This is a genomic window from Catellatospora sp. NPDC049609 (assembly GCF_040675365.1).
GTDB lineage: Bacteria > Actinomycetota > Actinomycetes > Mycobacteriales > Micromonosporaceae > Catellatospora.
In genome coordinates this window covers 90,217-102,579 of record NZ_JBFAOU010000001.1, presented here as the reverse complement: position 1 = coordinate 102,579, position 12,363 = coordinate 90,217, and the positions used below count along the sequence as shown (strand labels likewise).

The 12,363-nt window shown below is 73.5% G+C and carries 11 protein-coding genes; 4 read left to right on the top strand and 7 right to left on the bottom strand.

The window, feature by feature from the left end; genetic code table 11:
• Positions 1–54 precede the first annotated feature (54 nt).
• The gene (locus AB0J67_RS00435; RefSeq protein WP_363474659.1) at positions 55–1,026 is read left to right on the top strand and encodes a hypothetical protein; all 972 of its coding nucleotides are present in this window, start codon (positions 55–57) and stop codon (positions 1,024–1,026) included.
• Positions 1,027–1,271: 245 nt separating this feature from the next.
• The gene (gene poxB / locus AB0J67_RS00430; protein ID WP_363474657.1) at positions 1,272–3,011 is read left to right on the top strand and encodes a ubiquinone-dependent pyruvate dehydrogenase; all 1,740 of its coding nucleotides are present in this window, start codon (positions 1,272–1,274) and stop codon (positions 3,009–3,011) included.
• A gap of 19 nt (positions 3,012–3,030) precedes the next feature.
• Here the strand turns inward: poxB and AB0J67_RS00425 are convergent, their stop codons facing one another.
• Both AB0J67_RS00425 and AB0J67_RS00420 read right to left on the bottom strand, forming a co-directional pair.
• Positions 3,031–3,768, bottom strand: a complete 738-nt coding sequence (locus AB0J67_RS00425; protein WP_363474655.1) for an ankyrin repeat domain-containing protein — start codon at positions 3,766–3,768, stop codon at positions 3,031–3,033.
• Positions 3,769–3,809: 41 nt separating this feature from the next.
• The gene (locus AB0J67_RS00420) at positions 3,810–4,748 is read right to left on the bottom strand and encodes a hypothetical protein (RefSeq protein WP_363474653.1); all 939 of its coding nucleotides are present in this window, start codon (positions 4,746–4,748) and stop codon (positions 3,810–3,812) included.
• Positions 4,749–4,931: 183 nt separating this feature from the next.
• On the opposite strand from AB0J67_RS00420, the gene AB0J67_RS00415 reads away from it, so the two are divergent.
• A complete protein-coding gene (locus AB0J67_RS00415) occupies positions 4,932–6,032 on the top strand; it encodes a hypothetical protein (protein ID WP_363474651.1) in 1,101 nt (366 codons plus the stop codon).
• 133 nt (positions 6,033–6,165) lie between these two features.
• Here the strand turns inward: AB0J67_RS00415 and AB0J67_RS00410 are convergent, their stop codons facing one another.
• The 3 genes from AB0J67_RS00410 to AB0J67_RS00400 all read right to left on the bottom strand — a co-directional run bounded on the left by AB0J67_RS00410 (position 6,166) and on the right by AB0J67_RS00400 (position 9,451).
• Positions 6,166–8,013, bottom strand: coding sequence for a hypothetical protein (locus AB0J67_RS00410; protein WP_363474649.1), 1,848 nt, complete (start codon positions 8,011–8,013; stop codon positions 6,166–6,168).
• Positions 8,014–8,150: 137 nt separating this feature from the next.
• A complete protein-coding gene (locus tag AB0J67_RS00405; RefSeq protein ID WP_363474647.1) occupies positions 8,151–8,894 on the bottom strand; it encodes an arylmalonate decarboxylase in 744 nt (247 codons plus the stop codon).
• The gene (locus AB0J67_RS00400) at positions 8,891–9,451 is read right to left on the bottom strand and encodes a TetR/AcrR family transcriptional regulator C-terminal ligand-binding domain-containing protein (RefSeq protein ID WP_363474645.1); all 561 of its coding nucleotides are present in this window, start codon (positions 9,449–9,451) and stop codon (positions 8,891–8,893) included. Before AB0J67_RS00400 ends, AB0J67_RS00405 begins: the two co-directional genes overlap by 4 nt.
• A gap of 70 nt (positions 9,452–9,521) precedes the next feature.
• On the opposite strand from AB0J67_RS00400, the gene AB0J67_RS00395 reads away from it, so the two are divergent.
• A complete protein-coding gene (locus AB0J67_RS00395) occupies positions 9,522–10,430 on the top strand; it encodes a DUF4437 domain-containing protein (RefSeq protein ID WP_363474643.1) in 909 nt (302 codons plus the stop codon).
• A 118-nt stretch (positions 10,431–10,548) separates the two neighbouring features.
• Here the strand turns inward: AB0J67_RS00395 and AB0J67_RS00390 are convergent, their stop codons facing one another.
• Both AB0J67_RS00390 and AB0J67_RS00385 read right to left on the bottom strand, forming a co-directional pair.
• Positions 10,549–11,157 carry a glyoxalase gene (locus AB0J67_RS00390; RefSeq protein ID WP_363474641.1) on the bottom strand — a complete coding sequence of 203 codons (609 nt, stop codon included), beginning with the start codon at positions 11,155–11,157 and terminating at the stop codon, positions 10,549–10,551.
• 151 nt (positions 11,158–11,308) lie between these two features.
• Positions 11,309–12,328: a phosphotransferase gene (locus AB0J67_RS00385; protein ID WP_363474639.1), complete on the bottom strand. Its 1,020-nt coding sequence runs from the start codon at positions 12,326–12,328 to the stop codon at positions 11,309–11,311.
• Positions 12,329–12,363 lie beyond the last annotated feature (35 nt).

The window sequence follows — 12,363 nt, the reverse complement described above, 5'->3', positions numbered from 1 at the left end:
TGCTCCATTACGCGCTCAGGATACCCCATGGGGGTATGTCGCCAAGGAGGAGTGATGGGCAGCACAGCCATGAACACCCCGCTCAAACTGGGCCTGTTCGGGCTCGGCCTGGTCGCGGTGTTCGCCGCGTCGTTCGGAGCCGGTCACCTGGCCCGCCCCGCCGCCAGTAGCACCGCCCCCGCCGGCGCCGACCATTCGGGATCGGCCCACGGCGGCGCCACCGCACCGGCGGGCGTCCCGGCCGAGGTGCCCGGCGGGCTGCAGATCGTCCAGGACGGCTACCGGTTGCAGCCGCTGACCACCGCCCTGCCGACCGGGTCGACCGGCGCGCTGCGGTTCTCGGTGCTGGGCCCCGACGGCCGGCCGGTGACCGCGTACACGCCGACGCACGACAAGGACCTGCACCTGATCGTGGTGCGCCGCGACCTGACCGGGTTCCAGCACGTCCACCCGACGCTCGGCCCGGACGGGGTGTGGGAGACCGACCTGCGGGTGCCGGCCGCCGGGCAGTACCGGCTGTTCGCCGACTTCCAGCCCGCCGGGCGGGACCAGCCGCTGACCCTCGGCGCGGACCTGCCCGCCGCGGGCGACTACCAGCCCCGGCCGCTGCCCCCGGTGGCGCGCGCGGCGACCGTCGACGGCTACACCGTCACCCTGGACGGCGACCTGGTGCCCGGCACCTCGTCGCAGCTCACGCTGACCGTCGCCAAGGACGGCGCACCCGTCACCGACCTGCAGCCCTACCTGGCCGCGTACGGCCACCTGGTCGCGCTGCGCGACGGCGACCTTGCCTACCTGCACGTACACCCTGACGGCGAGCCGGGTGACGGGCGCACCGCGGCCGGGCCGCGGATCGTCTTCCACGCCGAGGTGCCCTCCGCCGGGGCGTACCGGCTGTTCCTGGACTTCCAGCACGGCGGCGTCGTGCGCACGGCGGCGTTCACCGCGGTGGCTGGGCCGGCCACCGCACCCGCCGCACCGGCGCCCGCGCCGAGCCCGTCCCACGCGCACTCGGGTGGGCACTGACCAGCACCGACGGCACACCGGCTCGGGCCGATCGGCGGCGCGCGGGCAGCCGGGGCGCGATAATGGAACCGCGCCGAGCCGCCTTTCACCATCCGATTCGCGGTCCCGCGGTCGGCGGCTCGTGGCGGATCTCGGTCGCACGATCGACGCCGATCCCACCCCCGGCGGCACGAGACCCGGCCGGACGATCCGGACACCGGCCGGCTCCGACCCGGACCCGCCACGTCCGGCGAACGAGGGGGCGGATGATGGTTAGCACGATGGCCGACCTGCTGGTCGCGACCCTGAAGGCGTCCGGCGTGCGCCGGGTGTACGGGGTGCCCGGCGACTCGCTCAACGGCCTGACCGACGCCCTGCGCCGCGACGGCACCATCAGCTGGCAGCACGTCCGCCACGAGGAGGCGGCGGCGTTCGCCGCGGCCGGCGAGGCGGCGGTCACCGGCGAGCTCGCGGTGTGCGTGGGCAGCTGCGGACCCGGCAACCTGCACCTCATCAACGGCCTGTTCGACGCGAACCGCAGCCGCGTGCCCGTGCTCGCGATCGCCGCGCACATCCCGCGCACCGAGATCGGCACCGGGTACTTCCAGGAGACCCATCCGCAGGACCTGTTCCGCGAGTGCTCCGTCTACACCGAGCTGGTCTCCGTGAGCGAGCAGCTGCCGCTGGTCATGGAGATCGCGATGCGTACCGCGCTGGCCCGCGGCGGCGCCTCGGTCGTCGTCATCCCGGGCGAGGTGTTCCTCGACGAGGCACCGGCCGGGGCCAAGCCGGCGTCGATCCGCGCGGCGTCACCGATCGTGCGGCCCGACGAGCGATCCCTGGCGGCCGCGGCCGCGGTCCTGAACGCGGCGGGCAGCGTGACGATCCTCGCCGGGGCGGGCTGCGCCGGCGCGCACGACCGGCTGCTCGACGTCGCCGGGGCGCTGCGGGCGCCGATCGTGCACGCCATGCGCGGCAAGGAGTACGTCGAGTACGACAACCCGTTCGACGTGGGCATGACCGGGCTGATCGGCTTCAGCTCCGGCTACCGGGCGATGGAGCACTGCGACACGCTGCTCATGCTCGGCACCGACTTCCCCTACCGCCAGTTCTATCCCGAGGGCGTCCCGGTGGTCCAGGTCGACGTGCGCGGCGAGCAGATCGGCAGGCGGGTGCAGGTCGGCGTCCCCCTCGTGGGCACCGTCGCCGACACCGTCGACGCCCTGCTGCCGATGCTCACCCCCAAGACCGACGCGACCCACCTGGACCGGATGACCGCCCACTACCGGCGCGCCCGCGGCCGGCTGGACCGCCTAGCCGAGAGCGCCGCCGACGAGTCGCCGCTGCATCCGCAGTACGTCACCGCCGTCGTCGACCGGCTCGCCGCCGAAGACGCGATCTTCACCGCGGACGTCGGCACGCCCTGCATCTGGGCGGCCCGCTACCTGCGCATGAACGGCCGCCGCCGGCTGATCGGCTCGTTCAGCCACGGGTCGATGGCCAACGCGCTGCCGCAGGCCATCGGGGCGCAGTCCGAACACCCCGGCCGGCAGGTCGTCACGCTGTCCGGCGACGGCGGGCTGGCCATGCTGCTCGGCGAGCTGCTCACCCTGCGCCAGCTGCACCTGCCCGTGAAGGTCGTGGTCTTCAACAACGGCTCGCTGTCGTTCGTGGAGCTGGAGATGAAGGCCGCCGGCTTCGTCAACTACGCCACCGAGCTGGACAACCCCGACTTCGCCGCGCTGGCCGAGGCCGCGGGGCTGTTCGGCGCGCGGGTGGAGAAGGCCGGCGACCTGGAGGCCGCGCTGCGGGCGGCCTTCGCGCACCCCGGCCCGGCCGTGGTCGACGTCGTCACCACCCGCCACGAGCTCGCCCTCCCGCCGAAGGTCTCGTTCGGGCAGCTCAAGGGCTTCACGCTGTACGCGACCCGGACGATCCTGTCCGGACGCGGCTCGGAGATCCTCGAACTGGCCAAGACCAACCTGCGCGACCTCGACATCGACTGACCGATGCCCCCGCCGGGGGTCACGCCTGTCCGCGCACCTGGTCCGCGCTGCGGCCACCGAGGTCGGCGAGCCAGGCGACGACGTGGTGTGCACCGCTGCGCCGCGCGGCGTCCAGCGGCGTGAGCTGGTCGTAGCCGATCCAGTCGCGATCGGCGCCGAGATCCAGCAGGTACGCCGCGGTCGGTTGCGCGCCGCCGTGGCAGGCCAGCCAGAACGCGGCGGTGATCTCCTCGGCCGGCGGCGGCGGCACGGCGGAGCACTGCTCCCGCACGGTGTCGAGCATGCCCAGCCCGGCGGCCTGCCAGAGGTTTGGCCGGGCACCGCGCGCGACGAGGCGGCGGGCCGCGTTCCACTGGGCGAAGGCGACCGCGTCGGCCAGCGGCGTGCCGTTGCCGATGACGCCGCCGTCGGCCTCGATGTCGGCCCCGGCGTCCAGCAGCGCGTCGAGGACGTCGACGTCGTCGTTGCTGGCGGCCCAGTGCAGCGGCCGCTCGGTGTGCGCACCGCCGGTGAAGCGGGCGTCGACGTCCGCCCCGGCCCGCACGAGCACGGCCACGGTGGCCGGGCCGTTCGGCCGGTGGCCGGGCCAGTCGGTGGCGACATGCAGCAGCGTGCGGTATCCGCCGCCGTCGCCGAGCCGGGCGCCCGCCAGCCGCGGGTTGTCCGCCAGCAGCCGCGTCAGGGTGTCCGTGTCACCCGCCTGGATGGCGTGCACCGCCGCGGACGCGAGCGGGTCGCCGGGGTCGAGGTCTGTCATGGGGTCCTCCTGCCGGGTCTGCCCCCGAGTACATCATCTCGTCAGGTTCTCGGCAGCCCCAGCAGCCTGCGCAGGGTGCCGCGCAGCACGTCCAGCTCCGCGTCGGTGGCGTAGACCTGGTCCTGGTCGAGGGTGACGCCGATCAGGTGCCGCGCCGGCTCCCGGCTCAGCTCCTGGTAGTAGAGCGCGCCCTGCTCCACGTCCAGCACGATGCGCACGAGACGGCCCGTGTGCAGCCGATCCAGCCTGCCGCGCAGGCTGTGCCGCAGCTCGATCAGCGCCAGGCCCTCGTCGTGGTACATCTCCCGGCGCTGGTGCGGGTTGAGCTGCCGCACCCGGTAGGCGTTCTGCTCGAACACGTCCACGCTGAACACCCGCTGCGCCGGTGCGTCCGGCGCGGCGTCCGGCGGCTCGTACACCGCGAGGTAGTGCAGCCGCTGCACGCTCAGCGCGTCCCGGCACGCCTCCAGCATCGCCCGGTCGCTGGAGTCGGCCTGGTAGTGCCCCGGCACCGTGGACACGGCGATCTCCTCAGCCGCCGGCCGGGTGGTCGCCGGGTTCTCGATCACCTCCGCCACGTCCTCGACCCGGAAGTAGAAGCAGCCGATCGCGAACGTGGTGACGCCGAGGATAAGCGCCGCCATGCCGACCACGTCCTGCACGATCTCCTTGGCGAACAGGTCGTTGGCCGCCGCGACCAGGAAGCCGTGGATGGCGCTGCCCAGCCCGGCCAGGATCAGGAACGCGCCCCGCGCGCGCTGCACGTTGAGCCAGCCCGGCCGGGCGAGGTAGAGCAGCCCGGCGGTCAGCCCCACCACGACCACGGCGATCCCCGCCCGGCCGAAGTTGAACGGGTCGCCGCTGACCATCGCGAGCAGCATCTCGAAGATCAGGGGCAGCGCGACGGTGCTGGCCAGGATGCCCGCCATCCGCTGGGACCAGTTGACTCTCGTGACCGGCGGTGACTCGGCAGCCGACATCGCGCACCTCGCAGGCGGAAGGGGTAAGGGCGCGATCATCGTAGGTAGCCGGCGCGAGCCGCTCAATGGCCACATCGGACAGAGCCGGTCCTGGTGCACGAGGTCGCTAAGCTGTCCTGTCGACGGCCGGCCCGGCGCGGAGGCACCGTCGCGACGGAGCCGACCCGCGATGAGGGGAACCACATGCGCCGCATCGGCCAGCTCGGACTGTTCATGGCCGTCGGCCTGGCGATCGCCTGGGCGCTGGACCTCGACGTGGCCGCGCTGTCCCACTCCCCCGGCTACCGGCTCGGCGCGTACGCGCTGCTGGCGATCGGTCTCTACGGCGCGACGTACGGCATCGACCTGGGCCGGGCCCGCGACGACCGGCGCGTGATCACCCTCGCGGTGACCGTCGGCGTCGGCGGCAAGGCCCTGCTCATCGGCGGCAGCCTGGCGCTGGCCTGGCAGGATCCGCTGTTCCTGATCCTCGGCGTCGCGGTCGCGCAGATCGATCCGCTCTCGGTGGCCGCGCTGCTGAACGACAGCCGGATGAGCGAGCGGGCCCGCACCGTGCTCGCGGCCTGGTCGTCGTTCGACGACCCGGTGACGGTCCTGCTGGCCGTGTACGCCTCGGCGGTGGCGGCGACCGCCTTCGGGCTGGGCGGGGCCGCCGGCCCCGGCGGCGGCACGCTGCTGTGGTACGCCGCCGACCTCGCCGGCAACGCGGCGCTGGCCGCCGCCTGCTGGGCGCTGTGGCGGCTGGCCGGCGACCGGGCGGCGCTGCGGTACGCGATCCTCGCCGCCGCCTTGGCCGCCGCCGTCGCCACGGGCTGGATGCTCGCCGTCGCGATCATCGGCCTGTTCGCCCGGCCCGCCGTGCTGGAGCCGTGGATCCCGCGGCTGACCCAGGTCGCCATGTTCGCCGCGGCCACCGCGCTCGGCGCGCTGCTCATCGACGGGGTGTCCCTGGCGCGCGGGATCACCCTGGGCGTGGCGGCCTACGCCGCGCAGGCGCTGGCGGCCTGGCTGCTGACGCGGGGCATGCCCCGCGCCGACCGCTGGCACCTGGCCGCCGCGCAGCAGAACGGCATCACCGCCATCATCCTGGCGCTGACCCTCCAGATCGACTTCGACGGCGTCGTCGCCGTGGTCGCCCCGGCGATCGTCACCGCCAACCTGCTGCACGCCGGGGTCAACCACCTGCTGGACCGCCGCCTGGCCCGACCGGCCGCGGTGCCCGCACCCCGGGCCGCCGACGATCTCGTCCCAGGTCCCGAGGAGCTGCCCGGCACCGGCCACTGACCCCGCGATCCCCACCGGCGTGCCCCGGCCGGACCCGCCAGGCCGCCGGCAGGTCCCGCACCACGACGCACGAGCCGTGCCCTCGGCACCGGGTGCCACCTCCGGTGCGGGCCCGGCGGGCAGTCCCGTGGGCTCAGTCCGTGGAGATCACCACGATGCTGTCGGCGACGTCCAGGCACACCGGCTGCGACCTGCGCGGGTTGAGCACCACGCCGTACGCGGGCGGCTGGTCGGCCTCGCGGCGGGTGCGGTAGCCGATCGCCGACTCGCCCCGCCGCCGCGCCGACTCGACCACCGTCGCGAACGTGACCTCCGCGCCCGGCTGGACGTAGTCGGCCGCCGGCTTGAGGTGGATCTCCGCACCGGACGCCTCGAACAGATCGGCGAACACGTCGTACAGGTGCCGGTTCTCCGCCAGCTGCGTCATCAGCAGGCTGATCAGCCGGGCCGAGACGACGAAGTCGTCGGCCTTGGTGACCTGGGCGACCTCGCGGTTGCTGTCGTCGTTCATCTCGGTGACGATCGAGTACGGCTCGCCGAGGTTCACCTCGATGTCGCGCAGGTGCAGCAGCGTCACCAGGGTCCGGTCGTCGGCGTGGTCGGGCGCGGCGGTGTCGTCGGACAGCACGATGATGTGCTGGTATCCGCCCAGGTCCAGCGACTCCAGGTCGCGGCGGCTGGTCGGCTGGCAGCGCTTGAAGCCGACGGTCAGGTTGCTGCGCTCGACCGCGAGCGCCTCCTGCGGCTCGCGCGGCGCGGCGACGTCGAGCGCGGAGCCGGGCTCGGCGAACCGGTCGAGCAGGTCGAGGGCGCGCTCGGCGCGGGAGTTCCAGCCGACCATCAGGGTCCGGTCGGGGGCCTGCTTGCTGTCGGGCACGAGCACGATCGCGTCGGCGTCCACCCGGGGCGGCGTCGCCGCCAGCTCGATCAGCAGGTCGTCCTCGGCGACGAGGATGACCTCGTCGGTGCCGGTCAGGACGGTGTCCATGGGCGGGTTGACCGCGATGGCGCCGTCGGCGCGGCGCAGCCCGATGGGCGCGCCCGCCTCGAACGCCCCGAGGATGTCGCCGTAGCTGCGCCCGGCCAGCGACGGCTCGGCCCGCAGGTAGATCTCGTTGCCGGCGAAGTCGAGCAGATCGGTGCAGACGGTCGACAGGCCGGACTGCCGGTGGGACTGGACCACCATCCGCACCGCGATGTCGTCGGCGTCGACCACCAGCGCGTGCCTGCCGGCGGCGAGCCGGGCCGCCGCGACGTTGGCCGACTCCTGCACCGCGGCGACCACGTGCGGCCGCACCGCGGGCCAGGGCCGGTTGTTGAGCAGCAGCAGCACCTTGATGACGTCGATGTCGGGGTCGTCGTCGGCCGGGGACAGCACCATCACCGCCCGCGCGGTGTCGAGGCTGACCAGGTCGAGGTCGGCCCGCTTGAGCGGGCTGCCGGAGCGGCACACCACCCGGGTGCGGCCGGTGTCGCCGACCCGGGCCCGGAGCTGGTCCTCCATGTCGATCTTGTCGCGGTCGGCGAGGATCACCACGCTGGTCCGGCGCGAGCTGCGGTTGGCCGCGGCCAGCTCGGCCACCACGGTGAAGACCTGGTCCGACCAGCCCAGCACCACGATGTGCCCCTGGGTGATCACCGGCGAGCGGCCCTTGCGCAGGTTGGTGATGGCGTCGTTGAGGCCGGTGGTGAGCACGCCGATGAGCGAGCTGACGATGAAGATGCCGCCGACGGTGACCACGAGCATCAGGCCGAGGAAGACCGGCCCGCCGCCGTCGCCGCCCATGGTGCCGGGGTCCAGGGTCCGCATCAGGCTGTCCCACAGCACGGCCGCCCAGCCGCCGCTCTTGCCGGTCTCCTCGGCGGCGAACAGCGCGGCCAGTCCGGTCACGACGGTGATCAGCGCCAGCGAGGCCAGCCCCAGCCAGCCGATGAGGGCGGGGGTGCCCCGGTCCATCGTGCCGTCGAACCAGACACGCATGCGTCGCCGCATTCCGAGCCGCACCACCGTTGGATCTCCCCACCGCCGAACGCCACCGGCCGTCACCGGCGGTCCACATTGCAGGCACATCCTAGGAATGCCCGTCGCGGCCGCCGCCCGCAGCCCACCGTTCGCGGTCAGTGCTCGCGCAGCAGCCGCCCCGCGCCGTCGACCCGGTCGGCGAGGCCGTGCTCGCGCAGCGCGTGCCACAGCGTCGCGGCGTTGATGGCGAGCACCGGTTTGCCGAGCTCCTGCTCCAGCCGGTCGGCCAGGGCCACGAACGACAGGTTGGTGCCCACCTGCACGATCGCGTCGACGTCCGGGGCGTCGAGCGAGGCGACGACCTCCCGGAGCCGGTCGTCGGGCACCTTGGCGATGTCCATGGCGGTCGGGCAGCGCAGGCCGGTGACGGCCGCGACGTCGAACCCGGCCTCGGTGAAGAACCGGCCGACCTCGCGGTCGGCGATCGGCTGGTACGGCGAGAACACGGCGATGCGCCGGCAGCCCAGCTCGTGCAGCGCGGCCCGGCAGGAGCTCGCGCCGGTGGTGACCGGCAGCCCGGTGCGCTCCCGCAGGCGCTGCTCGAAGGCGGCGTTGCCGGCGACGCCGCCCCAGAAGGTCTCCGCGGACATGCCCATGACCATGCGGTCGGGCTCGGCGGTGAGCACGTCGCGCACGGCGGTGTCGATCGAGGCGCGGATCTGCCCGAGCAGGGCCTGGAAGTCCTCGTCGTCGCCCATCACCGGGTTGGGGATGTACATCGAGCCCGCGCGGTAGGCGATGCCCGGCACGCGCGCCGACCAGTAGTCGTGCTCGACGACGGTGTTGGTGCTGGGCACGATGACGCCGAAGACGGCGCGCGGCCCGACGGCGTTGGTCACGGCCGGACCACCTTCGCCACGACGTCGTCGACGATGCGGTGCGCCCGGTTGCGCGCGGTCGGCCGGTCGAGCAGCAGCGCGTCCAGCAGCAGCGGGGAGGCGATCACCGCGACGGCGTCCTCGCGCTCGGTCGCGGGCACGCCCGCCGCCCGCAGCACCGCGTGGAACGGCGCCAGCAGGTCGCCGACGTACCGGTGGCGCAGCAGGGCCGCGTCGGGGTCGGCCGCGGCGGCGACGACGAGGGCCTGCAGGAAGGCGCCGACGGGCCGGTCCCGCAGCCGGTTGCACAGCTGGTCGACCTCGGCGTGCAGGTCGCGGGCGAGGTCGCCGGACGGCTCGGCGGGCGGCAGCGGGGCGACGTCGATCAGCGCGGCCAGCACGGCGCTCGGGGTGGGCCAGTGGCGGTAGATCGTCGAGCGGGACACGCCGGTGGCCTGGTGCAGCCGCTGGGCGGTCAGCGCGGTGGCGCCCTCGGCGAGCAGCAGCTCCAGGGCCGCGGTGAGCACGACGGTGACGGTGTCGGCGGTGGGGCCGGCGGGGCGGCCAGGTCGGTTCACAGGCGTTGACGCTACACCTTGTACTCGAATCTGTTAAGCGATACGTTCTGCACCGGAAATAGTCACGCACATGGAGGAGGCAGCCGTGCGCCCGCACGTGGAGATCATCGACGAACGCGACCTCATCTGGCACGTCGCGGAGTTCCAGCACGCCACCGGCAGCGCCGAGCAGCGCAACCTCAGCTACGACGAGGAGGACGGCTCGGCCTCGCTGAAGGTCCGGTTCACCGGCGACTGGTCGCGCCCCGGCGGCGTGCACCGCGCCGACACCGAGTGGTACGTCCTGTCCGGACAGGTCACCATCGGCGACACGGTGCTGGGCCCGGAGGGCTACTGGACCGCACCCAAGGGCGTGTGGACGCCACCGGTCACCGCCACGGCGGGCACCGAGATCCTGCTGTTCCGCGAGTACGGCGACTGGCGTTTCGACCTCGCCGACACCGGCCTGGACACCGTCCGGCCGGACCAGGTGCTCGTCGTGCGCGACAGCGCGCAGATGCCGTGGATCGACGTCAAGGACGGCAGCCCGATGCGGTTCGACCTGGGCGGCACGCCGGTCCCCGGGCTCTACATCAAGCTGCTGCACCGCGACACGCAGACCGGCTTCTACACCCGGCTCATCAAGGCCAAGCCCGGCTGGCGCGAGGTGCCGCTGGCCCACCACCCCTGCTCCGAGGAGGCGTACTGCCTCGACGGCGGGTTCGACTACAACTTCGGCAAGATGTGGCCGGGCACGTACTTCTGGCGCCCGCCGCTGATCCGCCACGGCGACTTCACCGCCGACGCCGAGACCGGCTGCACCTGGATCGTGCGCTCCGACGCCGACCTGGTCGACTGGTACACCGACAACGCCCGCGTGGTGATGGAGGGCGACGCCACGAACTGGGGGGACGGCTTCCCGCACAGCGCCGCGCCCCGGTTCATCGAGCCGGTCCGCTCCCGCAGCATCGGCCGCTGGACCGACCCCACCCACCAGTGACGGCCGGCCGGGCGGCGTGGGGACGGCGGAGACCTGAGCAGCGCCGAGTGGGCTGTGCCGGAGCCGTTGCTTGCGGCACAGCCCACTCGTGGCGGTCAGTGGTGTGACCCCGCAGCACCTAGGCGGACGCGGCCTCCCACCGGAAGCCGTCGAGGTCGACGAAGCCTCCGGCGTCGCTGCCGACGGTGATGCGGTGCGAGCCGGAGCCCTCGGGTGACACGCCGGAGTCCTTCGCAGCGAACTTGCGGCTGTAGAGCGCCATCTTGATGGTCGAGGTGCCGAACTCGACGTACTTGCTGCCGAAGCTCTTGGCCACCGGCAGGCCGCGGTCGGCGTAGAACTGCCTGGTCGCCTTGACGTCGCCGACGCCGAGCAGCAGCACGACATCGGTCACCTGCCGCGTGGCGGGGCCGGAGTTGTTCTTCTGCGCCGACGCGAGCTTCCAGATGGTGCCGAACGGGTCCTGCAGGGTGCCGCCGTAGCCCCAGAAGCTCTTGCTCGCCGGCTTGAGCGTCGTCGCCCCGGCGGCCAGGGCGGTGCCGAAGAAGCTGTCCACGTCGCAGGGCTCGGGCACGACCAGCGAGATCACGTAGCCGCGGAACCCTGCCGACGGTTCGTCGCCGGCCCGCACGCGGATGCGCTCGCCCAACCCGAAGGCCGCGGTGTAGAACGCCGCGGCGGCGGCCGGGTCGGTGACTTCGAGGACGAGGTGGTCGATGGAGGTCATGGCGTGCTCCTTCGGGAGGCTGTCGTGGATCGCTGTGTCTGAACAAAGCCTCGCCTCCCGGGCCGCCCGCCACATCCGTGGTGACCACGGAAGCCGCCACGGAACCGACGTACCGAGCCACACGCAGAGCCACGATCCGCCAGCCAGCGCCCTAGCCGTCGTCGCGGCCGGTGAGCGCGGCGACGACCGCCGGCCGGTTGCCGGTCCACCAGCGAAAAGTCGCCGCGTTGCGGACGTAGAAGTGGTCGAACGCGGTGACCCCGTCCTCGTAGCGGCGGTTCAGCGGCCAGAAGCCGGTCAGCCAAGACCACCACATCCGGTGCTCGGCGTCGGCGAGCCGGCCGGCGGTCAGCGGCCGCCGCTGCCGGTAGCCGCGCACGAACGCCGCCGTACGCGGCAGGTCGAGGCCGCCGTCGCCGCTGAAGGTGAGCAGGCACGTGCGGATCAGCTCGGCCGCCGGCGAGCGGACGCCGATGCGGTCCCAGTCCAGGACGGCGCTGATCCGGCCCCGCTCCCACAGCACGTTGTTGTGGTGGAAGTCGCCGTGGACGCCGCCCCGCGGACCTGGCTCCTCGCCCGCCGGCACGAGCAGGGCCGGGGCGGTGAGCAGCTCGCGTCGCCAGGTCAGATCGCGCACCGCGAGCTCGTCGATCTCGTCGCGCTCCGGCCTGCGGGAGATCGTCGCCAGCAGCGAGTCCAGACAGGTCAGCGTCCGGCCCGCGTCGGCGACCGCGCCGCCCGGTTCGGGCGCATGCGGCCAAGGCACGGCGGACAGCGCCACGTGGATGCCGCCCAGCAGGTCACCGAGCGCCGCGGCCTGCCCGAGGCTCATCGCGGTGCCCGCGAGGTGTTCGCCGGGCGCCCAGGCGCTGACCGTGAAGCGGGCACCGTCCACCGTGCACGTCGGATCGCCGCCCGCCCGCTCCAGCGGCCGCGGGACGGGTACGCCGCGGTCGATGAGCGACTTCACCGTGCGGTGCCGCTCGTGCACGTCGCCCGCGCTCGGATCCTGCAGTTCCTTCACGGCGTAGGCGCCCGTGGTGGTCTCCACCCGCCAGTTGCGGTTCATGGCGCCGATCGGCAGGCCGCGCACCTCGCCCACCTCGCCCAGCCCGTACGCGGCGCAGACCTGCGCCAGCCGCACGCGATCCTCGTTCTCCCCCGCGTCCATGGCGACAGGGTACGGCCGCGGGTCGGACCCGGCGG